The following is a 23,086-nucleotide window of genomic DNA, read 5'->3' as shown; positions in this document are numbered from 1 at the left end:
GCCTGCGCGGACGGCGCCGCGGCCAGCCGCGCGTCGACCAGCTCCAGCAGCCGCCCCCAGTGCGCCGCCCCCGCGCCCGCGGCCCGCCCCCGCCGCTCGACGATCGCCGCGCGCAGCTCGTGCCACCCCAGCGCGGCGGGCGGGTCGTCCGGATGCGCCTGCACGGGACGACTTTCTACTCCACCGCTGGTCGGGTGGCGCCGCGCACGCAGGGTCGCGCACGGCATCCGACGAACGGGTCAGGCCTTGCGGCAGCACATCGTCCGATCGGCTCGACCCCACCGCGACCTGCGCTCGCACCCCGGAAACCGTCGGGGCCCACCGCCACCATCGTGCGCATGATCCGAGAAACAGTGCTCGACACCGTCACCCCCACCCCCACCACCACCGTCACCACCACCGACACCCCGACCCCCGGCGCCCTCCGCCTCACCGTGGACGGCGACACCGCCCGCCTCACGTGGTCCGCGGCGGACCCGGACGACCCGGCTCCACCGGACCACACGTCGTTCGAGGTCCCCGCCCGCTCCCTGCTGCTCGCCCTGCGCGCCGCCTGGGACGACCGCCACGCCGGCACCTCCGACCTCGACCCCACCCCCGCCCGCAAACCCCGCCCCGGCCCGATGAACGGCCGCGTCCCCTGGACCCCCGACCTCGACATGACCCTGAAGGGGGCCTGGCTCAACGCCTCCGACACCACCCCGGCCTTCGACCTCATCGGCGAGCTCGCCAAGGAGATGGGGCGCAGCCGCAACAGCATCCGGGCGCGACTTGCGCGGGTGGGCTGCGACCCGGACGTGCCGGGGCGGGTGCTGCGGGAGGAGGAGGAAGGCCGACCGCCCTCGTAGATCAGTGGTGAACAGTGCTCGTCCACACCGGGCGTCGCCGGTCGCGGTCGTCGGGGACGTCGGGGCGAGTTCGACTCGCCCCGACGCTCGCGACGCCAAAGCAGTCGACCGGCGGCGAGTGCGGCGCAACACGCCGGCGATCCGGTGATCCTCATGATCATCACCCGGGTGTGGTCAAGGCTTCGGTGCGGCGAGGGGCACCACTCGGCAGCGCGCCGCCGTGGGCGAACGGGACAAGTGGGTCCGGATGCCCGCTGCTGTGGCGCGTCCCGTCAGGGCGACGCTCAGCTGAGACCGCGTCACGGAGAGGTGTTGTCGGTTGCCGTCCTGGCCGCGCCGCGCCGGGTGCTCGACGGGCGCCGGATGCGGGTGCCCCACGGCCAGCACGAGCGCTTCCGCACCGAGTTCTGCCCGCGGCTGAGCAGGCTCGCCCCGACGGGGTCGTCCGACGGCGCGTTCGACCCGCCCCGCAAGCCCACGCCCACCCTCGTCCTGGGCGCGGCCTTCGGCGACGGGCACGAGCGGCCCTGGACTGGCAGTGGTCCTACGACGTCGGGAACGCGCCCGTGCGCGAGCCGGTCGGCCCGCCCGCCCCGGACGACGCCCTGCGCGATGTCGCCGCGGAACGGACCGTCCTGGACGCGGTGCGCGACGTCGGGGTCGAGCTGCCGGGCCTGGACGCCGATGCCGCCCGGGCCGAGCCCGCGGTGCTGCGCGGCCTGGACACGATGCGGTTCGCCACCGAGGCGCTGCCGCTGCTCGACGGCGTGCCCGGGCTGGTCGTGGAGCGGTCGGGGGAGGCGCCGCGGTACCGGGAGGCGGGGGAGTCGCTGCAGGTCGGCGTCTCCACCCGGGCGGTGGTCGGCGACAACGACTGGTTCGACCTCGGGATCCGGGTCAGCGTCGAGGGCAGCGAGGTCCCGTTCGCGCCGCTGTTCGTCGCCCTCGCCGCGGGCGAGTCGCACCTGCTGCTCGACGACGGCGCCTACTTCTCCCTGGACAAGCCCGAGCTGCAGGCGCTGCGCACCCTGATCGAAGAGGCGCGGTCGCTGCAGGACGCGCCGGACGGGCTGCGGATCAGCCGGTTCCAGGCCGGGTTGTGGGAGGAGCTGGCCGCGCTCGGAGTGGTCGACCGGCAGGCCCGGGCGTGGCGCGAGCAGGTCGGGGGCCTGCTGGGGCTCGGCGAGGTCGGCGGCACCGAGCCGCCGCCCGCCGGGCTCACCGCGCAGCTGCGGCCCTACCAGCGCGAGGGCTACGAGTGGCTGGCCTTCCTCTGGCGCCACGGGCTCGGCGGCATCCTCGCCGACGACATGGGGCTGGGCAAGACGCTGCAGACGCTGGCCCTGGTCGGCCACGCGCGGCAGCACGCCCCGGACCCACCGCCGTTCCTGGTGGTCGCGCCGACCAGCGTGGTGGCGGTCTGGGCCGCCGAGGCCGCCCGGTTCACCCCCGACCTCGCCGTCGTCACGATCACCGACACGCTCCGCCGCCGCGGGCGCGAGCTGGCCGATGTCGTGGCGGGCGCCGACGTCGTGGTCACCTCGTACGCGCTGTTCCGCCTCGACATCGACGCGCACGAGGGCGTTCCGTGGTCGGGGCTGGTGCTCGACGAGGCCCAGTTCGCCAAGAACCACCAGTCCAAGGCACCAGTGCGCGCGGCGGCTGCCGGCGCCGTTCAAGCTCGCGATCACCGGTACGCCGATGGAGAACAACCTGATGGAGCTGTGGTCGCTGCTGTCGATCACCGCGCCGGGGCTGTTCCCGAGCCCGACGCGCTTCCGTGACGAGTACGCGCGCCCGATCGAGAAGCGGGCCGACGACGCGGCCGAGCTGCTGGCCCGCCTGCGTCGCCGCATCCGCCCGCTCGTGCGCCGCCGCACGAAGGAGCAGGTGGCCCGCGAGCTGCCGGCCAAGCAGGAGCAGGTGCTGGAGGTCGAGCTCGACCCCCGCCACCGCCGGCTCTACCAGCGCCAGCTGCAGCGCGAGCGGCAGAAGGTGCTCGGCCTGCTCGACGACGTCGACCGCAACCGGTTCACCATCCTCAAGTCGATCACCCTGCTGCGCCGGCCGTGCCTGCACCCCGGGCTGGTCGAGGCCGAGCACGCCCACCTCGGCTCGGCGAAGATCGACGCCCTGCTCGAGCAGCTCGGCGGGGTCGTCGGCAGCGGGCACCGGGCGCTGGTGTTCAGCCAGTTCACCGGTTTCCTCGACCAGGTCAGGGAGCGCCTGGACACCGCCGGGATCGGCTACGCCCACCTCGACGGCTCGACCCGCGACCGGGCAGCGGTCGTGCGCCGGTTCATCGAGGGCGCGGCCCCGGTGTTCCTGATCAGCCTCAAGGCCGGCGGCTTCGGGCTCACGCTCACCGAGGCCGACTACTGCTTCCTGCTCGACCCCTGGTGGAACCCGGCCACCGAGGCCCAGGCCGTCGACCGCACCCACCGGATCGGCCAGACCCGCACGGTCATGGTCTACCGGCTCATCGCCCGCGACACCATCGAGGAGAAGGTGCGGGCGCTGGCCCTGCGCAAGGCGGCCCTGTTCGCCGGGGTGATGGACGAGGGCGACGAGTTCGGCGGCGCGCTCGACGCGGACGACATCCGCGCGTTGGTCTCCTGAGGCGGCTCAGCCGACGGCGGCCACCACGGCCGCGGACATCGCCTCCATCCCCAGCGCGTTGGGGTGCATCGGCGCCGCCGGGGACGTCGGGGTCAGGCCCTCCACCCACTTGGTCCCGGGTGGCGTGCAGATGTCGTGGCCGATGGTCGGGGTGTAGGTGTCGACGTACTCGGTGCCGGCGATGGCGGCCTGCGCGGCGAGCATGTCGTCGAGCTGCTTGGTGATCCCGCGCAGGTACTCGGTGTCGCCGGGGCTGAAGGGGACGGCCGGGAAGCAGCCGGGGCCGTCGTCGGGGACGATCGTCGGGTAGCCGACCAGGAGCACGTCGGCGTCGGGCGAGCGGGACAGGATGCCCTGCAGTGCCGCCTGCACCTTCGGCGCGGTCCCGTCGATGCGCGCGACGAGCTCGTCGGAGCCGCCGGAGTTGTAGAAGTCGCGGCAGGCGGCGCCGTCGGGCTCGGTGGGGGAGCGGGTCGCGCAGGTCTCGACGATCTCGGAGAACCCGATGTCGTTGCCGCCGATGCTGATGGTGACCAGGTCGGTGCCCGCGTCGAGCGCGTCGAGCTGGGGCGGGTTGGTGCCGGCGTCGGTCTCCTGCGGGGCGGCCAGGTCGCCGGTCTTCGCGCCGCTGCAGCTGACGTCGACGAACGACGCCGTGACCAGCGACCGCGACGTCAGGGCCGGGTAGTTGTGGTCGGAGCGGGCGCAGCCCGGCGGGGAGCCGTACTGCAGCGGGATGAGCGGGCCCGCGGCGTACGAGTCGCCCAGGGCCACGTAGTCGACGGGCTCGTCGGGGTCCGCGGCGGCGGTCGCGGTCGGGACGAGGGCGGCACCGACGCCGAGCAGGCCGGCGAGCAGCACACGCGCGGCACGCGCTCGGCGGGGGCGTGCGGAGCGGGGAGCGGATCGGGTCACGCGTGCCTCCGGATCGGGAGCGGTCACGCGAAGTTACCGGGCGAGGACTCAATGCGACAGCGCTGTTCGCCGCTGCTCGTGGCCACTGCACGGCGGGCCTCGAACGTCGCCCCGCGCTCGGCGAGTGGCCCACTGCCTCGCCTCTCGCCCTGGCTGAGGCCACCGAGGATCGTCTCGTCTGCTCCAGGCGGGCCGATGACCGCCAGTGGGCCCCGCCGACCTCGGGGCCGTGCTGCGGCCACCCGCTCCTCGGTCGATCAAGCTCCGTCGAGGTCGTCCAGGTCCGGCTGGCGGAACGGGGGTCGATCCCGCCCGAACTGCCCGGTCGTCGCGATCGCCCCGTCGACGTCGTCGACGAGGTCCCGGACGTCGTCCGGAACCGGGCTGACGCCCAGCCGGGCAGCCAGCGCATCGGCCAATCGACGACGGTCGACCGGCACCCGCTTACCCCCATCCGCCTTGACCCAGTCGTCGACGTGGGCGATGAGACGCTCCGTCTGCTGATCGCGTTCGGTGAACATGCGCGTCGCGGCAGCGCCGGCGGTGGTGTCGCCGCGGGCCACCGCGGTCGCCTCGGAGATCTCCGGCGTGCGGAGCAACTCCTCCTCGTGGCGGACGCCGTCCACCTCGACCCGGTGCTGAGCGGCTTGTTCGAGGCCGGACCAGGTCGTGTCGCGCAACTGGGCCCGGTGCCGACGCAGCTCACGAGGGGTGGGCACGTGGCAGCCCTCGAACGTGATCATGACACCGCCGATGCGCGGGGGTGCGGAGGCGTAGGCCTCGTCCAGCTCCTGTGTGACGTGCTCGCGGAACTTGTCGATCTCGCCGACCTCGTAGCGGTGGCGGAACCGCCGCAACCGTCCCTCGTGCCGCACGATGCTCTCCAGCTCCTCCTGGAGGTTCGTCAGGCCCTGCTGCGCGACCGCGGCTGCCTTCGTGGCCTGGCAGCCGAACACGGCGTGCACCACGAAGTCGCTCGCTGGGTCCGTGGACGGGACGAGGACGGTCGCGGTCACGCGCCGGTGCCGCATGTTGACGATGCTCACCCAGTTCGCCGCCACGAAGTCGGGCTCGTCGCCGCGCAGCCGACCCTGCCCCGCCCCGACCTGGAAGGTGCCGTCAACGCCGAAGACGTGGACGCAGCCGGGCGGGACGACCGGCAGCTCCGCCGGATCGCGCCATGCCCGCATCCAGCGCCTCCCCGCGGGCAGCAGCGCTCTCTCGTCGACCACCGGGAATCGGTTGGGGCTCACCGGGCTCTCCTCGTCGTTGCGGTCGGGCCGAACGCGGCCTCAGCCAGGTCTCGCTGTGTCCAGAGCCATTCGTCGGCGTCGAGCGCGCCTCGGACGGCGACGCCGAGCCGGTCGTACGCGTGCTGTTCCGCCTCGCCGTCCAGCCGGGCGAACAACTCCCGCAGGTGTTCCAGCGCGGCAGTGCGGTTCTCCCAGCTCTGCAGCACGGCTGCCCAGAGCCGCCCGAGTCGCTCGACCTGGTCCGGCAGGTCCCTCAGGACCAGCGCCGTGAGCGGTTGGCGCTCGGAAACCTCGGTGGCCAGAACCGTGCCGAGGGCACGCAGCGCGTTCCCGATGACGCGCTCCGAGGTCACCTCGGCGTCGCGCACGTACCGGATCTGGAACTCGGTCACCGACAGGACGAGCCGGATCCTGGGCGGGGTGCCGGCGGCCGCTCGCAGCAGGTTCCCCAGGTACAGCCCCGCGTAGACGGACAGCAGGCGGTCCCGCACGGCCAGGTGCCACAGCCGGCTCACCGACTGGACGGGGCGGACCTCCCCCAGCCGTAGCCCGAAGGCGATCGTGGCCGCGACAGCGCGGTCCTGGTCGCTGTCCCTCGCCCACCTCACCGCGATGCCGACAGCATCTTCGACGGCACGCTCGTCCTCGCACATCGCGGCGAGGGTCCACGCGGCAGCCAACCGGCCCAGGACCGACTCCGCGACCCACCCGTCGAGTAGATCCATCACCGCCAACCAGTCGTTCTTGGCGAAGGTGCAGAGCCCGGTGGCCAGCGCTTGCCGCTCGATACCGCTCGCGAGCTGTTCCGGGCACTCGGAGAGCCATCGCTCCACGGGCGCCCACAGCTCGGCCCCGTACCGGTCGCCCAGTGCGGCCATCATCTGATCGCCGGTGAGGTCGGCGTCGAGGGAGATCACGTCGAGCCGGCCGGACGACTCCACCCGAACGCAGTCCGGCCGCGCGCTCCGACTGGGTCGGATGCCGATCTCGTAGTCGGCGGTACTCGGATCCCGGCCCAAGTGGTCGTCGATGTGGTCATGCAGCTGTCGGCTGTGGCGTTCGTGGGCCCGCCGCTCGCAGCCCGGCATCAAGGTCGCGACGACGACCGGCACCAGTGCCGGCAGCTCAGGCTCCTCGTCGAGCCAGCCCAGGACGCGCGTCAGGCGCGCCTGACCGAACTCGTCGCAGGCCATCGCGACGCCCACCTGCCACGCCCTCTCGGCCAGCTTCACCAGCTCGTGCAGATCGATGCGGTGGGCGACTTCGTAGAGCGGCGTGAGGTCCTCGTCCGGACGTCCCAACGGGTTCTCTTCGATGTAGGCCCGCAGTACCGCCGCGTGGTCGACCGGCTGCCAGGACACGCTGAACTCGGCGAAGGCCCGGTCCTCCATGCTGCTGGTCATCACCATGTACGCCCCGGCTGCGCGGAGGCGGTCGAGGAGCACGTCGACCCGGAGTTCCTGCTGGTCGTCATCGGCTGCGGGGACGACGCCGGTCACCACGTACCTCCCACCGGTCGCGTAGGCGTGGTCGATGAGCTCTGACAGCGAGCGGAACTCCAACTGGTGGATGGGGACCGCGGGGTCGGTTCCGGCCGGCGGATCTCGGTGCAGGAGCGCGAGGGCCGCGCACCGGCGGCCGGATCTCGGGTTCCCGACCAGCACCGCCAACCGCTGGTCGAGCAGGCAGCGACGGGCCTCCTCCAGCTTCGGAGGGGCCAGGAAGTGGCGAAGTACAGCGTGTGTTTCGTTGTCGTGAACGGGACGAGCGAGCACGTTCCGCTCGGCGGGGCCCGGCCCGAGGAACATCCGCTCGGCATGGACCGTGTGCATGGTGACCCGGTACTCGTCGCGCTGGTTCCGGATCTCGGTGATCAGCTCCGGGGTGATCTCGTCGGTGCCCTCCTTCCCGTCCTCAGCCGCCGAGCGGGGGGAGGCATCCGCTGGTCCGGCACTGGTGGACCGGTCTTCCGCAGGCGGGGAGTCGGTGGGCTCGCCACCTCCGTCCCGGGGGACGCCCTCGTCGGAGGGCTTTCCCTCAGCCACGCCCGGGTCCGATGTTGAACGTCTCCGCCTGGACCGGCGCCTGGAACGTGGTGGTGGTGACGGTGTTCCCGGTCCCGACGGCACTCCCGTTCGCGTCCCCGCCCACGTGCGCCGCCGCACCGGCCCCGCCCACGGGCTCGGACTCCTCGTCGACCGGCAGGCGGTCCCCGGACGTGCCCGGAACCATGATCCACGCGGGATCGCCGGTCCGGGCCACCCGGATCTCGCGGAACTCGTGCCGGCGCACAGCACCGTAGCCGGCCCGGACGACGTCGCGGTAGACGGTCGGCGACACCACGAGCACCACCCGGGCATCGGGTATCGCGGCGAGGGCCTTCCGGACGGGGTCGGCGTCGAGCATGCGCCGGGCCTCGATCGGTCCCGGGCCGGAGTAGCCGAGTTCGCTCACCACAGCCATCCCGGCGTGGATGGCGAGGCGGACGCGCAAGGGGAGGCCGCCGGCGCGGCCGTTCTCGCGAAGCGTGCGGTCGAGGGCTGCCGGGAAGGCCCCCACCACGGCGATCTCGTCCTCGGTGAGGGGCAGAACGGCGAACTCGCTGTCGCCGCCCAGCTGCCGGACCCAGCGGGCGCGGTCCAGACCGGCTGCCTCCGCGGCGGTGTCGAGGGCAGCGGCGAGCTCGCGTTGTGCACGGTCCTGAGCGGGGGCTTCGAGGCCGCTGTAGTTCTCCAGGTCGACGGTGACGAAGAGGTGCCGGGCTGGTCTCGCCCCGGGGGCATCTGGCATGCCGGAGATGCTGGCCGGTGTCCGCAGGCTCGAACCCGGAGAATTACGGGTTGGAGCCGTCGGCCTCACTGAGGGCGCGGAGCGCTGCGCCGTCGAGCACCGTCACGGCTCCGCGGCCCGGCTGGACGTGGCCCTGCTTCTTCAACCAGGCAAGGGCGCGCTCGACAGTGTTGAGCGAGACGCCGACCAGCGACGCCAGCTCGCGCTGCTTCAACTCGACGCGCACGGGCCTGCTGGCGCCGCTGTCCACCGCTGCAGCCAGATCGGCGAGCACGCGGGCAATCTTGAGACGTGCCGGGCGGGCGGCGAAGTCGACCCGCCGCTGGTTCGCCCACTCCAACCGATGGGCCTGGGTGCGGAACAGCTCGCGCGCGGCCTCGCCGTCGGTGCTGATCAGCTCGGCCAATGCGGTCCACCGAACGATCCCGGCCGTCACCTGGCCGATGGCGATGACCGACGCGGTCCGCGGCTCGCCCGTCAGAGCGGCGAGCTCGCCGACGATGTCGCCGCGGTGCCGGATGGCGAGGACGACCTCGATCCCGCTCGAGTCGACCAGCGCGACCTTGACCTGGCCGCTCATGAGGATCAGGGCGTGGCGATCGCTGCCGCCCTGCCGGATGAGCTGCTCACCGGCCTTGAACCGCTGCAAGCGGCACTGTGCGAGGAGAACGCCCCGCGCGGCGGGTTGCAGCCGGCCAAGCAGCGTCCCGGCCGGCCACGGCGTCGTAACGGGGCGGGGGTCGCGAGTCCGCCGGTGCATCGGACCATCATCTGCACGCGCAGCAGAACCGGCGCGAGAAAGGTGGATGTCGGCGGCTTCGTCGGCCGGCAGCGCGTTCGGCGGCATAGGCCCATGGAGTCGCTCAGCGGGTCAGGCGGTCCAGGAACGCGATCAGCAGCGCCTCCCGCAGCCGCGGTGGGGCCACGTCCAGCAGCGCGTTCACCGGGGCCATGCGCTTGGGGACGGTGAGCGCGCCGTCCTGGCCGGCCAGCCCGGCGATGGCCAGCAGGCCGTCGAACGCGGCGTCGTCGAGGGTCGCCGGGTCGAGGGCGGCGGCCGCGTCGCGCAGTTCGGGGGCCACGGCGACCGGGCCGGCGGCGACAGCCGCGGCCACCGACTCGTCGAGCGCGACGAGGAAGTCGTCGACGCCGTCGGCGGTGGCGGCGCACACCGTCAGGTGCAGGGTGGCCGGCAGGTCGCGGAAGGCCATCTGGGGCTGGACGAACCAGCCGCGCTCGCCCATCTCGTCGCTGAGGGTGAACACGTCGAGGGCGTCGTCGGTCTGCACGGCCAGCAGCGACGAGTCGGGCTCGGCGGCGAGGGCGAGGTGGTCGCGGGCGGCGATGCCGTCGGCCAGCCGGCGGGTCGCGGCCAGCGTGGTGGCGACCAGGTCGCGGTAGCCGTCCACGCCGATGTGCTGGACGACCGCCCACGCGGCGGCGAGGGGTCCGCCCGACTTCGTCGACTGCGTGGTGGCGTTCAGCATCGTGTAGCCCGGCCAGTCGGCCGTGGCGAAGAACTGGGGGCGGCGCAGATCCGGTGTCCGGTGCAGCAGGAGGGAGACGCCCTTGGGCGTGTAGGCGTACTTGTGCAGGTCGACCGAGAGGCTGGTCACGCCGGGGCAGCGGAAGTCCCACGGGGCCGGGGCCGGGTCGGCCCAGGGCAGCACCCAGCCGCCGATGCAGGCGTCGACGTGGCAGCGCAGGCCGCGCTCGGCGGCGGCCGCGGCGATCGGCCGCACCGGGTCGATCACGCCGTGGGCGTAGGACGGCGCCGAGACCGCGACGAGCACGACGCGTCCCGCATGGGCGTCCATGGCCGCGGCCATCGCCTCGGGGACGGCGCGCTTGGTCACCGGGTCGACGTCCACCGCGACCAGGCGCACCCCGAAGTAGTGCGCGGCCTTGTGGAACGCGCCGTGCGCCGTCGTCGGGACGACCATCACCGGGTCGGCGAGCCCGGCGGCGTCGCGGGCGGTCTGCACGGCCAGCAGGATCGACTCGGTGCCGCCGGAGGTCACCGTGCCGACCGCGGTGTCCGGCGCGCCGACCAGCGGGCGGGTGAAGGCCACCAGGTCGCGCTCCATGGCGGCCAGGCTGGGGAAGGCGGTGGGGTCCAGGCCGTTGGTGGAGGCGAACATGGCCAGCGCGCGCTTGCCGATCTCGTCGGCCTCGGCCAGGCCCGAGTCGTAGACGTAGGCCAGGGTGCGCCCGCCGTGGGTGGGCAGGTCGCCGCTGCGCAGCGCGGCGAGCCGGTCCAGCAGGGCCTCAGCCGGCATCGGTGCTCCGTTCTTCCTGGGCGGGCAGTTCGTCGGGTCGGTGCTCGTCGAGGGCGTAGCGGCGCAGCCAGAACAGGCTGGCGACGACCAGCACGGCGGGCACGACCGACACCCCGATGGCGATGGCGGTCAGCGCCGAGGCCGGCTGGGCCACCTCCACCGCGGCCGTCGACGGCAGGTACCCGCCCAGCTGCAGGACCAGCGCGTACAGGCCGGGGCCCAGCGCCAGGCCGAGGGTCTCGGCCGCCGTCCAGACGCCGGTGAACACGCCGATCCGGTTCACCCCGGTGCGCCGGGCGTCCTCGCCTGCGACGTCGGGCAGCATCGCCAGCGGGAACACCTGGATGCCGGCGTAGCCGACGCCGGTGATCCCGGCCCCGACGTAGGCGGCCATGGCCGAGCCCGTCGCCGTGCTCAGCAGGGTCAGCGCGCCCAGCGCCAGCACCGCCGACGAGATGAGGAAGCCGGCGCGCTTGCCCCGGCGCAGCGCGACCCGCTCCCACACCGGGGTGACCAGCAGCGCAGGCCCGACGAACGCGGCGAACAGGATCGTCGACGCGGCCGGGTCGGTGATCAGGTGCCCGGCCACGTAGGTGACGCCGGCCAGGATCGACCCGATCGCCAGCGCCTGGATGACGAACGCGACCAGCAGGTTGCGGAAGTTGGCGTCGGCGCCCACCAGCCGCAGCTGGGTGGCCAGCGAGCCGGACGCGGCGACGCGCCCGGCCGGGGGGACGCCCCGCGTGCCGAGGTAGGCGCCGACCGTCCCGAGCAGCAGCAGGACGCCGATGTAGAGACCCATCGCGGTGTAACCGGCCGCCTCGACGACCAGCGGCGCGGTCGCCCCCGAGATCAGGATCGCCACCGCGAGCACCGCGACCCGCCAGGTCATCATCCGGGTGCGCTCGTCGGTGTCGGTCGTCATCTCGGCCGGCATCGCGTTGTAGGGCACCTGGAAGAACGCGTAGGCGGTCGCGCAGACCAGGAACAGCAGCGCCACGTAGCCGCCGGCGAGCGCGGGCGGCGCCTGCGGGCCGGCGAACATCAGCGCGAACGTCACCGCCACCGCGATGCCCGCGTAGAGCAGGAACGGGCGGCGCAGCCCGCTGCGGTCGCTGATCCGCCCGGCGATCGGGTTGAGCACGACGTCCCAGCCCTTGGGCACCAGCACCAGCAGGCCGGCGACGCCGGCGGCGACGCCGAGGTCGTCGGTGAGGTAGGGGAGCAGCAGCAGGCCGGGAACGGTGCCGAAGGTGCCCGTGGCCACGCTGCCCAGCGCGTATCCCCGGCGCACGCCGGCGCTCAGGGCCATGGCGCGACACTATGGCCCGCCGCGCCCGCGATCCAGAGCCGCGCGACGGGCCATCGGTGATCGTCATCGAACCGATGTGGGTCATGGGGCGGGGGCGTCGTCGCCCGGTCGAGGCCGGCGAACCCCGCAGCCGTGGTTGGACCGTCCGTCAGTGGGGAAACCCCGCGCCGCACGAACGGATGGACGCGGACGACAAAGGGTGGGGCAGTGGCAGTGGCACACGCGCGATCGACCGGCGAGCAGACCGGGCCACCGCCCGGCGACCACGCCAGCAACCCGGCCCAGATCCCGGCGCGCGGCTGGTGGCAGGTGACCAAGCGGGCGTTCGCCGAGAGCAAGAAGGACAACGTCTCGATCCTGGCCGGCGGGGTGGCCTTCTTCGCCTTCCTCGCGCTGTTCCCGGCCATGATCGCGGCGCTGACGCTCTACGGGCTGGTCGCGGATCCGGCCACGGTCGCCGACCAGATCGCCCAGCTCGCCCAACTGCTCCCGGAGACCGCCCGGCCGCTGGTCGTCGACCAGCTCAACGCGGTGGCGGCGGGCAGCGGGGGCGCCCTCGGGATCGGGCTCGTCGTCTCGCTGCTGGCCGCGCTGTGGAGCGCGTCCGGCGGCACGATGAACCTGATCGCGGCGACCAACGTCGCCTACGACGAGGAGGAGACCCGCGGCTTCATCAAGCTGCGCGGCCTCGCGCTGCTGCTGACCCTCGGTGCGGTGGTGTTCGTCCTGCTGGCCGTCACGCTGGTCGCCGTCGCCCCGGTGCTGCTGGACGCGCTCGGGCTGGGCGGGGTCGCCCTGGTGATCGCGCAGGTGCTGCGCTGGCTGCTGCTGGTCGTGCTGGTCGTCGCGGCGCTGGCCGTGGTCTACCGGGTGGCCCCCGACCGGGACGCGCCGCGGTTCTCCTGGGTCAGCACCGGCGCGATCGTCGCGACCGTGCTGTGGGTCCTGGCCAGCGTCCTGTTCAGCCTCTACGTCTCGAACTTCGGCAGCTACAACAAGACCTACGGCGCGCTGGCCGGCGTCATCGTGCTGATGCTGTGGCTCTACCTGACGAGCTACCTGGTGCTGCTCGGGGCGGAGATCAACGCCGAGAGCGAGAAGCAGACCAGCGAGGACTCGACGACCGGTCCGTCCGCGCCGCGCGGGGAGCGGGGTGCCCTGGCCGCCGACGACGTCGCGGCGGAACGGGGATGAGCGGCGCGCCCGGAGCGATTCACCGGAATCGTGATCAACGCCGATCGGCGGGCAGCGCCTGCCGGCCGGAATGACGGATCACCGGATTCCCGGCGCGGCGGCCGGGTGCCGCGCGGGCCGCGACGCGACGAGCGCCGAACCGCTAACCCGCTGAGCGGAGCCGCGTTTCGGCGCGGTGGTGCGGGTCCGGCGCGGGATGGCGCGTGAGCGGCGGTCGCGCCGCCCGGGGGCGGTAGTGGCCGATGAGCCGGAAATCGCTGGCGCCGATCAGCCGCGAGCGGCGCCCGTGGTCGTAGACCCACACGGTGAAGCCCTCGTCGAGTTGGCTGCGCGTCCAGCGGTCGGCCTCGTCGGCGTCGTCGGTCTGCGATACCCGCACCTCGTCGCGGCGGGGCGCGTCGAGCGGCCCCTCCAGCGCGCGAGCGTGCAGGTGATAGAGGCTCACCCGCCCGAGGGATCGAGGAGCTCCGAACAGGGCAGAGTGCTACGTCTCAACACCTCGCAGACTCTAAATTTTGACTTCACATCCCGACAGCGACCAGGCGGGTGACGCATCGCACACATACAGTCACCCCCCCGACAGGGCGCCGGTCAGCGGCCTGCACACTGGTCCGTCCGTGTGGACGGGAGGTGGTGCGGCATGGCAGCGGCAGCGGCGTCCAGCCCGACCGTGTGGCGGCGGTGGCTGGCCTTCGAGCTCGTCCGCCTGCGCCGACGGGCCGGGCTGGAACAGCGGGACGTGGCCAGCAGGTTGCGCTGCTCGGTGGCCAAGGTCAGCTACTACGAGACGGCCGAACGGCCGGTCGTGATCCGGGACCTGGAGGAGGTCCTGCTGGATCTGTACGACGTGCCGAGGGTCCACTGGTCGACCTACCTGCAGGCGGCCCGGGACTCGCGGCAGAAGGGCTGGTGGGAGCGCTTCGACGCGGCCACGCTGCCGGGCTGGTTCTCGCTGTTCGTCGGGCTGGAGCAGGGCGCGTCGTCGATCCGGGTCTACGAGGCCCAGCTGGTGCCCGGCCTGCTGCAGACCCGCGAGTACGCCGAGGCGGTCGCCCGCAGCGGGACGGCCGAGCGCACCGACGGGGAGATCGCGCAGCACGTCGAGCTGCGGATGGCCCGCCAGGCCGTGCTCGACCGCCAACCCGACCCGCTGCGGCTGTGGGTGGTGCTCGACGAGGCCGTGCTGCGCCGGATCGTGGGCGGCCGGGCGCTGATGGCCCACCAGCTGCACCACCTGGCCGAGATGGCGGGGCGCCCGAAGGTGACCGTCCAGGTGATGCCCTACTCCGGCGGGGCTTATCCCGGAATGACCGGGCGCTTCCAGATCCTCGATTTCCCGTGGCCGTCCGATCCCGGCCTCGCCTACGTCGAGCACCGGGCGGGATCGCTGTACCTCGAAGAGCCCCCGGAGATCGCCGCACATTCCGTCGCTTTCGAGCACATGACCGCCAACGCCCTGTCACCGAGTGAATCCATTACTCTGATCGCCGACGCGGCCGACGGGTTCGCGTGACCCGTATGCACCTCGGGAGGCAGACACATGGCGGAGCACCGGAGCGAACACCAGGGCGACACCAGCGGCCGGTCGGACGAACTGCAGTGGCGGATCTCCACCTTCAGTGGGGACCAGGGCTCCTGCGTCGAGCTCGCCTTGGCGCAGGACGGGCGCGTCGCCGTCCGCAACAGCAACCACCGCGACGCCGGGACCGTGTACTTCACCCGCCGGGAGATGGAGGCCTGGGTCAGAGGGGCCAAGGCCGGCGAGTTCGACGACCTGACCTGACGCCGGCGCGGCCGCCCCCGGCCCGTGCGCCGGCCGGGGGCGTGCTGCAATCGGGGCGTGTCGCTCACTGATCACCTGGCCGGTCTCGACGCGGAGCCGCTGGTCGACCTGCTGGAGGCCCGGCCGGACGTCCTGGTCGAACCCGTCCCGCGCGACCACCGGGAGCTGGCGGCCCGGTTGACCGGGGCCGACTCCGTGGGGCGCGCGCTGACCCGGATGAACCGCGACGAGATGGCCGTCGCCCGCGCCATCGCCGTGCGGGGGCAGGCGTCGGCCGCGGAGCTGGTCGCCGAGCTCGGGGCGGACGCGGACGTCGTCGGGGCGGTACTGGCCGGGATGTGCGCGCGCGGCCTGGCCTGGCCGGACGGCGACGGGCGGTTCGAGGTCCCCGCTGTGCTGGTCGAGCACTTCTTCGTCGCGCTGGCCCCGTTCCGGCCGCTCGACGCGATCGCCCACAGCGCCGGCGTAGGTGATCTGCGGACGGCGTTGAGCGGCCTGGGCGGAAACCCGACGGGGCTGACCAAGGCCGCCGTGGTCGAAGCGCTGCGGACGCTGTTCCGCGATCCCGCCGTGGTCCGGGCCGCGGCGGCGCGGCTGCCCGGGCACGCACGGGCGCTGCTGGACGTCTACCTGCGCACCGGCTTCGCGGGCTTCGGCATCGGTGCCGCCGGCGCCGACCCGTGGCAGCCGCTGGTGCGGGCGGGGCTGCTGATCGACGGGCCGCGGGGTCGGATCGAGCTGCCCCGGGAGGTGGCGGTCGCGCTGACCAGCGGCTATGGCGGTGTGAGCGGTCCGCCGCGGCTGCCCCCCGCCGCCGGGGAGCAGCAGAGCGGGCGTCCGGCCGCGGAGTCGGCGCTGCTCGCCCTCACCAGCCTGCTCGACGAGGCCGCCGCCGCCCCGCTGCGCGCGCTGAAGAACGGCGGCGTCGGCGTGCGGGAGCAGCGCAAGCTGGCCGCCCGGCTCGGCGTGTCCGATCCCGGCCTGTGGATCGACCTCGCGGCGGAGCTCGACCTGCTCGGGCCGGTCGAGGACGGGTGCTACCCGGCCACCGCGACCTACCACGAGTGGCGCGAGCGGCCACCGGCCCGCCGGTGGGCGGGAGCGGTGCTGGCGTGGTTCCGGCTCGATCACGCGCCGACGTCCCGGCACGTCCCCGGCCGTGACGTCCCGCCGCCGCTGCCGCTGGGCGCCTCGGACTGGATGCCCCGCCGGGCGCTGCTGACCGCGGCGTCCGGGGGCCGCTCGCTGGACGCGGTCGCGGCCGCGATGGCCTGGTTCTGCCCGCTGTACGACGAGCCGGGCGAAAGCGTCGTCGAGGACATCGACGAGTACGGCCGCACCTTCACCGACCGGTACGCCGGCGAGGGCGCGGACGACGAGCCACCGATCGGCGACGACGTGCTGCGCCGGATCGCGGTCGACCACGCGCGACCCGAGGCCGAGCGGCTGGGGCTGGTGGCCGGCGACCGGCTGACCGACCTCGGCGAGCTGCTCGTCGAGGTCGTCGACCGGCCCGACGCCGAGGACGCGCTGGCCGCCCGGGCCGCCGACCTGCTGCCCGAGACCGCCGGCCTGCTGGTGCTGCAGTCCGACCTCACCGCGGTCGTCTCCGGTCAGCCCTCGGCCGCGGCCGCCCGGGTGCTCGCCGCGGCCGCGGTGCCGGAGTCGAGGGGGGTCGCGACCACCTGGCGCTTCGGCGCGGCCGGCGTCCGGGCGGCGATGGACGCCGGCTGGACCGCCGCCGACCTGCGCGCGCAGCTGATCGAGGTCTCCGGCGCCGAGTTGCCCCAGCCGTTGGACTACCTGCTCTCCGACGTCGCGCGCCGGCACGGGACGGTGCGGGTGCACACCTGCACGACGTGCCTCACCGGCGCGGAGGCCGAGCTCGAAGAGGTACTGGCCACGCGCGCGCTGCGCGGGCTGTCGCTGCGCAGGCTCGCCCCCACCGTCCTGGTGTCCGACGCGCAGGCCGACCAGCTGCTGGCGGCGTTGCGCGGGGCGGGCTTCTCCCCGATGCCCGCCGACGGGGGTGTGGTGCTCACCCGCGGCGGGGGTGGCCAGGGCCGTCCGGTCGAGCGGCGGCCGGCCGGGCCGCGCCGGGTCGGCCGAGCCCGGGTGCCGGCCGCCGAGCTCGTCGAGGCACTGCGGAACGCGCCCGCGCGACCCGCGCCCCTCCCGCCGGCCCAGCGGGAGCTGGCCCGCTCGGCCCGCCACCTCGACGCGGCGGCGCTCGCGCTGCTGGCCGACGCCGTCGAGCACGGGCGCGACGTGCGAATCCAGTACCGCAACCGGGCGGGCAACCGCACCCTGCGCGACATCCGCCCGCACCACACCGACGGTGCGTACGTCCTGGCCTGGTGCCACCTGCGCGGGGGCGAGCGGGAGTTCGCCGTGCGCGGGATCGAGGCCGTCGGGCTGGTGGACTGAGTCGAGGACGGGCCGTCTGCGCAGCGGCCGCCCGGCCCCGCGGATACCGTGTACGCGTGAGTGGCCACGACGACGACGGAGAACGGCAGTTCGCCCTGACGACGGCAGCGCGCGGCGAGACCGTGGTGGTGGGGGTGTCCGGTGAGCTCGACCTGCACTCGGCGCCGCGGCTGATGGAGGCCGTCGACGAGGCCATGCAGCGCACCGAGCTGGTCGTCATCGACCTCACCGAGGTCGACTTCCTCGGCTCGTCCGGGCTCGGCGTGCTGGCCAACCTGGCCACCCGGGCCACCGTCCCGACCTCGCACCGCCAGGGCGGCCCCCGACCGCCCGCCGACCTGCGGGTCGTCGCCCCGCCCGACCAGCGGGCGGTCACCCGGCCGTGGGAGGCCATGAGCCTGCAGCAGATCCTCCCGCTCTACCCGACGGTCGACGACGCCATCGAAGGCGGCCTCGCCACGGAAGGGTGAACGGGGCCCGACCCGTCCGGGCGGTCCGGCCGTTCCGCGCTGCGACCGCACGGGCCGGTGGGTACAACGGAGCTGTGGACGACACGACGGTCGGCGGCGAGCAGCCGCGCGAGGACCCCCGACCCGGGTCCGCCACCCCGGACGACCCCCGGGCGCTGGCCAAGGCCGACGTACGGGCCATCCTGGGCCGGGCGCTGGGTCTGCGCCGGATCGTCGAGCTCGCCGCGGAGACCGTGGCCGCGCGGCCGGACGCCCACCCCGCCGAGCCGTCCCGGACCCGCCCGCGCCGCCCCCGCCCCAGCTGAGCCCGGCGCCGGCATCCGGGCGATATGCCTGGCGATCGGGCCGCCGGATCGTGGATGATCCCGCGGCCGGCCGGTGTTCACCGTCATGGCCCAACGCGTCGTCGCCGACGCCCCACCGCGCGGGTGACCTCCACTCGCGCTGTCGAGAGGAGAACAGCACAGATGTCAGCCCCTGCCCGAGGGCACGGATCCGAGCTGACGGCGGTCACCGACCGCCTCGTGATCGAGTTCGCCGACGTGATGCCCCGCGGGGTCGTGGAGGCCGAGGTGGCCGCGGCCGACCGGGAGCTGCGCGGCCAGGTTCCCACCGGGGCCATCCCCGAGATGCTGCACCGCCTCGTCGCCGCGCGCCTCGGGGAGAACGACCTGACGCCGCAGCCCTAGCGGCTACCCGAGAGGTGCCGCGTGGATCCGGCCGCGCACCTCGCCGAACCCGACGCGGGTGCCGTCCGGCCCCGGCGCGGTCGCGGTGATGACCACCTCGTCCTCGTCCTCCAGGAAGCTGCGGGTGCCGCCGTCGGGCAGCACCACGGGCTCGGTGCCGTTCCAGCTCAGCTCGATCAGCGACCCGCGCTGCCCCGGCTCGGGGCCGCTGATCGTGCCCGAGGCGAACAGGTCGCCGGTGCGCAGCGTGGCCCCGTTGACCGTCATGTGGGCCAGCTGCTGGGCCGCGGTCCAGTACATCCCGCCGAACGGCGGGTGGGAGAGCACGTGGCCGTTGAGCGACACCTCGACGGCCACGTCCAGGCCCCACGGCTCGGCGTCGGTGTCGTCGAGGTAGGGCAGGGGCCGCGGGTCGCGCGCGGGCGGCGCCACCCTGGCGTGCCCCAGCGCGGCCAGCGGCACCACCCACGGCGACACCGACGTGGCGAACGACTTGCCCAGGAACGGCCCGAGCGGGGCGTACTCCCAGGCCTGGATGTCGCGCGCGGACCAGTCGTTGACCAGGCAGGCGCCGAACACGTGCCGGTCGAACGCGGCCAGCGGCACCGGTCCGGTGGCCGGCGCGCCGACGACGAAGCCCAGCTCGGCCTCGATGTCCAGGCGCACCGACGGCCCGAACACCACCTCGCCCTGCGGCGTGCGCCGCTGCCCGGACGGCCGGGTGACCGGCGTCCCGGACGCGACGACGGTGCCGGCGCGGCCGTGGTAGCCGATCGGCAGGTGCTTCCAGTTCGGGGTCAGCGGCTCGGGGGAGTCGGGGCGGAACATCCGGCCGAGGTTCGCGGCGTGGTGCTCGCTGGCGTAGAAGTCGACGTAGTCGGCGACCGTGAACGGCAGCTGCAGCCGCGCGTCGGCGGCGGGCAGCAGCAGCGGCTCGACGGCGTCGCGGTGGCGCTCGTCGGTGAGCCAGGTGGTGAGCGCGGCGCGCACCTCGGCCCAGACGCCCGGACCGGCGGCCAGCAGGCGGTCGAGCGTGCCCGCGGCGAACAGCCGCGTCCGCTTCGGCAGCAGGACGGCCGACGCCGCGGTCAGGTCGAGGACGTGCTCGCCGATGGCCACGCCGACGCGTGGCCCGTCGGGCAGCAGGACGCTGCCGTAGGGCAGGGTCTGCACGCCGAACGGGTGCTCGCTGGGGACGTCGAGCCAGGTCGTGGGCAGCACCGCGGTGCCCTCCGCGGTGCTCATCGGCCCACGAACTGGGCGAGCAGGGCCTGCACCTCGTAGACGTCGGCACCCTTGCCGAACTGGCGCCCGATCGGCTCGGCCGTGCTGGAGATCCAGATCTTCAGCTCGGCATCGAGGTCGAAGGTGCCGGCCGTCTCGACGGCGAAGTGCGTGATGCTCTTGTAGGGCACCGTGTGGTACTCGACCTTGCGCCCGGTGACGCCCTGCTTGTCGATCAGGATGAGCCGGCGGTCGGTGAACAGGAACGCGTCGCGCACGAGCTGGTAGGCGGCGAGCACCTGCTCACCCTGGCCCAGCAGGCGCCCGTAGTCGCGGGCCGCCCTACCCGGATCCAGTCGCGCCGCGTTCCCGGTGATCCCGCTCAACAGCCCCATGCCCGCCACCGTACCCACGCCGTCGAGAACGACGTTGTCGTGATCAACAGGCCCTGTGGATCACGACAACTTCGTTCTCGACGGGAAACCCGGGCGGTCAGGAGAGGTGGTGGACCTCCTGGAGGGCGTAGACGGGGGTGGGGATGCCCTCGAAGCGGGCCTTGAGCTGCAGGGCCAGGTACAGCGAGTAGTGCCGGGACTGGTGCAGGTTGCCGCCGTGGAACCACAGCGCCTCCTGCTGGGTGGGCTTCCACATGTTGCGCTGCTCGCCCTCCCACGGCCCCGGGTCCTTGGTGGTGTCCGAGCCCAGGCCCCAGACCTTGCCCACCTTGTCGGCGACCTCCTGGCCGATCAGGTCGGCGGCCCAGCCGTTCATCGAGCCGTAGCCGGTGGCGTAGACGACCAGGTCGGCGGGCAGGACCGTGCCGTCCTCCAGGACGACGGCGTCCTCGGTGAGCTCGACGACCTGCCCGTGCGCCAGCTTCACCTCGCCGTTCGCGACCAGGTCGGCCGCGCCGACGTCGATGTAGTAGCCCGAGCCGCGGCGCAGGTACTTCAGGAACAGCCCGGAGCCGTCGTCGCCCCAGTCGAGCCGGAAACCGGCCCTCTCCAGCCGGTCGTAGAACTCGGCGTCGCGCTCCTTCATCTGCTCGTAGGCCGGGATCTGGAACTCGTGCAGGATCCGGTAGGGCAGCGAGGCGAAGGTCATGTCGGCCTTCTGGGTGGTCATCCCGGCGGCCACGGCGCGCTCGGAGTACAGGTCGCCCAGCCCGATGTCCATCAGGGTGTCGGACTTGACGATGTGCGTGCTGGAGCGCTGCACCATCGTCACCGACTCGGCGCCGACCTCCCACAGCGCCCCGCAGATGTCGAACGCGGAGTTGTTCGACCCGATGACCACGACCTTCTTGCCGACGTAGGCGTCCGGGCCGGGGTGCTGCGAGCTGTGGTGCTGCTCGCCCTTGAACACATCCTGGCCCTTGAGCTTCGGGACGTTGGGCTTGCCGGACATGCCGGTGGCCAGCACCAGCTGCTTCGGCTTGAGGGTGATCTCCTCGCCGTCGCGGTCGACGACGACGGTCCACTCCTTGGCCGCGTCGTCGAACGAGGCGCTCCGGCACGTCGTGGAGGACCAGTAGTTGATCTCCATGACCCGGGTGTACATCTCCAGCCAGTCGCCGATCTTGTCCTTCGGCGCGAACACCGGCCAGTTCGGCGGGAACGGCAGGTAGGGCAGGTGGTCGTACCAGACCGGGTCGTGCAGGCACAGCGACTTGTAGCGGCTGCGCCACTGGTCGCCGGGGCGGGCGTGGCGGTCGATCACGACGTGCGGCACGCCCAGCTGGCGCAGCCGGGCACCCAGCGCGATCCCGCCCTGCCCGCCGCCAACCACGACGACGTAGGGCTGGCGGGTCCGGCCCATCTCGTTCAGGTCGGCGTCGCGGGCCTCCTTCCAGGTGACGCGGTCCTTCGTCGCGCCGTGCTGGACGCCCTTGGGTCGCTCGCTGCCCTGCGGCTCCTCGTGGCCCTTCAGCTCGTGGAGCGTGGTCAACAGCGTCCAGGCGCCCTCGTCGGTGAGCCGCAGGTGCCCGCGGCCGCGCCCGACGCCGGTCTCGAACTCGATCCACGCCTCGGTGACGCCGCCGGCCTCGGTGGGCTCCTCGGTGGCGCGGAAGCCGCTCGGGTCGACCGTGTCGAGCACGTTCGCGAGCAGGTCGGTGACGCCGTCGCGGCCCTCGACCGTCTTGAGGTTCCAGGTGAACGCGATGAGGTCGCGCCAGAAGCAGGTGGGGGCGAACAGCCCCGCCGCGCGCTCGACGTCGCGGGCGGTCAGCGCGGCCTCGAAGTCGGCGAGCCAGCGGTCGACCCGCTGCGCGGGTGAGGTCGTCGCTGCCGGATCGAGGGTCTGGGTCATGCTCGGCTCCCCGCTTCGTCGCGTGCGACACCGTCGGACGACGGCGTCCTCGTGGCAGGAAACACCCGCGGATCACCGCACGGGCAGGGGTGCAACGAGGTTGCACCCCATCGGACCTGGCCGATCGGCCCACTCCATACTCCGGGGGTGTGCGCCGCAGTGATCGTCGTGGGGAGCCTGAACGCCGATCTGACGGTGCCGGTCGCGGGGCTGCCGCCGGCCGGGCAGACGGTCGCGGCCACCGGCGAGGTGCTGCGCGGTCCCGGCGGCAAGGGCGCCAACCAGGCCGTCGGGCTGGCCCGGTTGGGCCGGGCCACGGCGATGGTCGGCGCCGTCGGCGACGACGCCGAGGGCGGCATGCTGCGCGCCGCGCTCGCCGCGGAGGGCGTCGACGACCGGCACGTCGCGACCGTCGACGTGCCGACCGGGCTGGCCGTCGTGCTGGTGCACGGCGGCGAGAGCACGATCGTGGTGGCCGCCGGCGCCAACGGCACCGTCGACGCCGACCGCGTGCGGTCCGCGTGGGAGGCGCTGGCCGGCGCCGCGGCCGTCGTCACCCAGTGCGAGGTGCCCGACGGGGCCATCGCGGCCGCGGCCGAGCTGGCCGGGGGGCTGTTCGTGGTGAACCCGGCGCCGGCCCGGCCGCTGCCCGCCGCCGTGCTCGACCGCGCCGACCTGCTGGTCCCCAACCGGGGTGAGCTGGCCACCCTGGCCGGCGCCGACGAGCCGCGCGACACCGACGCCGTCGTCGACCTGGCCCGCGCGCTGCGCCCGTCCGCGACGACGGTCGTGACGTGCGGGGCCGACGGGGCCGTCGTCGTCGAGCCGACCAGGGTGGTGGCCGTGCCGGCCGCGCCCGCCCGGCTGGTCGACGCCACCGCGGCGGGCGACAGCTTCGTCGCGGCGCTGGTCGACGCGGTGGTCGGCGGCGCCGACGTGGCCGAGGCCGCCCGCTGGGCGGCGCGCGCCGCCG

At 73.8% G+C, this 23,086-nt stretch carries 21 protein-coding genes and 1 pseudogene; 11 read left to right on the top strand and 11 right to left on the bottom strand.

What is annotated here, in order from left to right; all coding sequences use genetic code 11:
• Window positions 1-338 precede the first annotated feature (338 nt).
• The 3 genes and pseudogenes from KIK08_RS25085 (at window position 339) to KIK08_RS40285 (ending at window position 3,467) form a co-directional block, all read left to right on the top strand.
• The gene (locus KIK08_RS25085; protein ID WP_214405707.1) at window positions 339-848 is read left to right on the top strand and encodes a hypothetical protein; all 510 of its coding nucleotides are present in this window, start codon (window positions 339-341) and stop codon (window positions 846-848) included.
• A gap of 728 nt (window positions 849-1,576) precedes the next feature.
• A pseudogene (locus KIK08_RS41905) lies at window positions 1,577-2,876 on the top strand (DEAD/DEAH box helicase); the annotation flags it as partial.
• Window positions 2,853-3,467, top strand: a complete 615-nt coding sequence (locus KIK08_RS40285; RefSeq protein ID WP_250557772.1) for a DEAD/DEAH box helicase — start codon at window positions 2,853-2,855, stop codon at window positions 3,465-3,467. The pseudogene KIK08_RS41905 and the gene KIK08_RS40285, both read left to right, overlap by 24 nt.
• 6 nt (window positions 3,468-3,473) lie before the next feature.
• Here KIK08_RS40285 and KIK08_RS25075 read toward each other — a convergent pair whose 3' ends face one another.
• From KIK08_RS25075 to KIK08_RS25045, 7 genes are all read right to left on the bottom strand, one after another.
• On the bottom strand, window positions 3,474-4,328 hold the full coding sequence (locus KIK08_RS25075) for an SGNH/GDSL hydrolase family protein (protein WP_214405706.1): 855 nt from the start codon (window positions 4,326-4,328) through the stop codon (window positions 3,474-3,476).
• A gap of 311 nt (window positions 4,329-4,639) precedes the next feature.
• Window positions 4,640-5,635, bottom strand: a complete 996-nt coding sequence (locus tag KIK08_RS25070; protein ID WP_214405705.1) for a hypothetical protein — start codon at window positions 5,633-5,635, stop codon at window positions 4,640-4,642.
• Entirely contained in the window at window positions 5,632-7,680 is a 2,049-nt protein-coding gene (locus tag KIK08_RS25065) for a hypothetical protein (protein ID WP_214405704.1), read from the bottom strand. The genes KIK08_RS25070 and KIK08_RS25065 overlap by 4 nt, the downstream gene beginning before the upstream one ends.
• Window positions 7,673-8,425: a hypothetical protein gene (locus KIK08_RS25060; protein WP_214405703.1), complete on the bottom strand. Its 753-nt coding sequence runs from the start codon at window positions 8,423-8,425 to the stop codon at window positions 7,673-7,675. Before KIK08_RS25060 ends, KIK08_RS25065 begins: the two co-directional genes overlap by 8 nt.
• Before the next feature lie 43 nt (window positions 8,426-8,468).
• Complete coding sequence (locus KIK08_RS25055) at window positions 8,469-9,272, bottom strand: Crp/Fnr family transcriptional regulator (protein ID WP_214405702.1); 804 nt, start codon at window positions 9,270-9,272, stop codon at window positions 8,469-8,471.
• A 16-nt stretch (window positions 9,273-9,288) separates the two neighbouring features.
• Window positions 9,289-10,704, bottom strand: coding sequence for a pyridoxal phosphate-dependent decarboxylase family protein (locus tag KIK08_RS25050; RefSeq protein WP_214405701.1), 1,416 nt, complete (start codon window positions 10,702-10,704; stop codon window positions 9,289-9,291).
• Entirely contained in the window at window positions 10,694-12,016 is a 1,323-nt protein-coding gene (locus KIK08_RS25045; RefSeq protein ID WP_214405700.1) for an MFS transporter, read from the bottom strand. The genes KIK08_RS25050 and KIK08_RS25045 overlap by 11 nt, the downstream gene beginning before the upstream one ends.
• 207 nt (window positions 12,017-12,223) lie before the next feature.
• On the opposite strand from KIK08_RS25045, the gene KIK08_RS25040 reads away from it, so the two are divergent.
• Entirely contained in the window at window positions 12,224-13,210 is a 987-nt protein-coding gene (locus KIK08_RS25040) for a YihY/virulence factor BrkB family protein (RefSeq protein WP_214405699.1), read from the top strand.
• A 142-nt stretch (window positions 13,211-13,352) separates the two neighbouring features.
• Here the strand turns inward: KIK08_RS25040 and KIK08_RS25035 are convergent, their stop codons facing one another.
• Window positions 13,353-13,655: a hypothetical protein gene (locus tag KIK08_RS25035; protein WP_214405698.1), complete on the bottom strand. Its 303-nt coding sequence runs from the start codon at window positions 13,653-13,655 to the stop codon at window positions 13,353-13,355.
• Window positions 13,656-13,850: 195 nt separating this feature from the next.
• On the opposite strand from KIK08_RS25035, the gene KIK08_RS25030 reads away from it, so the two are divergent.
• From KIK08_RS25030 to KIK08_RS25005, 6 genes are all read left to right on the top strand, one after another.
• Complete coding sequence (locus KIK08_RS25030) at window positions 13,851-14,723, top strand: helix-turn-helix domain-containing protein (protein WP_214405697.1); 873 nt, start codon at window positions 13,851-13,853, stop codon at window positions 14,721-14,723.
• A 27-nt stretch (window positions 14,724-14,750) separates the two neighbouring features.
• Window positions 14,751-14,993 (top strand): DUF397 domain-containing protein, encoded by a 243-nt coding sequence (locus KIK08_RS25025; RefSeq protein WP_214405696.1) that lies wholly within the window; start codon window positions 14,751-14,753, stop codon window positions 14,991-14,993.
• Window positions 14,994-15,050: 57 nt separating this feature from the next.
• The gene (locus tag KIK08_RS41900; RefSeq protein ID WP_214405695.1) at window positions 15,051-17,420 is read left to right on the top strand and encodes a helicase-associated domain-containing protein; all 2,370 of its coding nucleotides are present in this window, start codon (window positions 15,051-15,053) and stop codon (window positions 17,418-17,420) included.
• A 56-nt stretch (window positions 17,421-17,476) separates the two neighbouring features.
• The gene (locus tag KIK08_RS25015; RefSeq protein WP_214405694.1) at window positions 17,477-17,890 is read left to right on the top strand and encodes an STAS domain-containing protein; all 414 of its coding nucleotides are present in this window, start codon (window positions 17,477-17,479) and stop codon (window positions 17,888-17,890) included.
• Between the two features lie 74 nt (window positions 17,891-17,964).
• Window positions 17,965-18,195: a hypothetical protein gene (locus KIK08_RS25010; protein WP_214405693.1), complete on the top strand. Its 231-nt coding sequence runs from the start codon at window positions 17,965-17,967 to the stop codon at window positions 18,193-18,195.
• Window positions 18,196-18,357: 162 nt separating this feature from the next.
• Window positions 18,358-18,579 carry a hypothetical protein gene (locus KIK08_RS25005; protein ID WP_214405692.1) on the top strand — a complete coding sequence of 74 codons (222 nt, stop codon included), beginning with the start codon at window positions 18,358-18,360 and terminating at the stop codon, window positions 18,577-18,579.
• A 3-nt stretch (window positions 18,580-18,582) separates the two neighbouring features.
• Here the strand turns inward: KIK08_RS25005 and fahA are convergent, their stop codons facing one another.
• The 3 genes from fahA to KIK08_RS24990 form a co-directional block, all read right to left on the bottom strand.
• Entirely contained in the window at window positions 18,583-19,824 is a 1,242-nt protein-coding gene (gene fahA / locus KIK08_RS25000) for a fumarylacetoacetase (RefSeq protein ID WP_214405691.1), read from the bottom strand.
• Window positions 19,821-20,198 (bottom strand): PH domain-containing protein, encoded by a 378-nt coding sequence (locus tag KIK08_RS24995; protein ID WP_214405690.1) that lies wholly within the window; start codon window positions 20,196-20,198, stop codon window positions 19,821-19,823. The genes fahA and KIK08_RS24995 overlap by 4 nt, the downstream gene beginning before the upstream one ends.
• 97 nt (window positions 20,199-20,295) lie before the next feature.
• The gene (locus KIK08_RS24990) at window positions 20,296-22,113 is read right to left on the bottom strand and encodes a flavin-containing monooxygenase (RefSeq protein WP_214405689.1); all 1,818 of its coding nucleotides are present in this window, start codon (window positions 22,111-22,113) and stop codon (window positions 20,296-20,298) included.
• A 147-nt stretch (window positions 22,114-22,260) separates the two neighbouring features.
• Here KIK08_RS24990 and KIK08_RS24985 point away from each other — a divergent pair.
• On the top strand, window positions 22,261-23,086 hold an 826-nt coding region (locus KIK08_RS24985; RefSeq protein ID WP_214405688.1), incomplete at its 3' end, for a PfkB family carbohydrate kinase.

This window comes from Pseudonocardia lacus, from assembly GCF_018531445.1.
Lineage (GTDB): Bacteria > Actinomycetota > Actinomycetes > Mycobacteriales > Pseudonocardiaceae > Pseudonocardia > Pseudonocardia lacus.
Note: the sequence above shows the minus strand (reverse complement) of the source record. Positions and strands in the feature narration are given on the sequence as shown.

Bases quoted from the DNA above. Each gene is read 5' to 3' on its own strand.
- KIK08_RS25055 (WP_214405702.1), bottom strand. From the start codon at position 9,272: ATGCCGCCGAACGCGCTGCCGGCCGACGAAGCCGCCGACATCCACCTT.
- KIK08_RS25085 (WP_214405707.1), top strand. From the start codon at position 339: ATGATCCGAGAAACAGTGCTCGACACCGTCACCCCCACCCCCACCACC.
- KIK08_RS25005 (WP_214405692.1), top strand. From the start codon at position 18,358: ATGTCAGCCCCTGCCCGAGGGCACGGATCCGAGCTGACGGCGGTCACC.
- KIK08_RS24995 (WP_214405690.1), bottom strand. From the start codon at position 20,198: ATGGGGCTGTTGAGCGGGATCACCGGGAACGCGGCGCGACTGGATCCG.
- KIK08_RS25045 (WP_214405700.1), bottom strand. From the start codon at position 12,016: ATGGCCCTGAGCGCCGGCGTGCGCCGGGGATACGCGCTGGGCAGCGTG.
- KIK08_RS25025 (WP_214405696.1), top strand. From the start codon at position 14,751: ATGGCGGAGCACCGGAGCGAACACCAGGGCGACACCAGCGGCCGGTCG.
- KIK08_RS25060 (WP_214405703.1), bottom strand. From the start codon at position 8,425: ATGCCAGATGCCCCCGGGGCGAGACCAGCCCGGCACCTCTTCGTCACC.
- fahA (WP_214405691.1), bottom strand. From the start codon at position 19,824: ATGAGCACCGCGGAGGGCACCGCGGTGCTGCCCACGACCTGGCTCGAC.
- KIK08_RS24990 (WP_214405689.1), bottom strand. From the start codon at position 22,113: ATGACCCAGACCCTCGATCCGGCAGCGACGACCTCACCCGCGCAGCGG.
- KIK08_RS25050 (WP_214405701.1), bottom strand. From the start codon at position 10,704: ATGCCGGCTGAGGCCCTGCTGGACCGGCTCGCCGCGCTGCGCAGCGGC.
- KIK08_RS25030 (WP_214405697.1), top strand. From the start codon at position 13,851: ATGGCAGCGGCAGCGGCGTCCAGCCCGACCGTGTGGCGGCGGTGGCTG.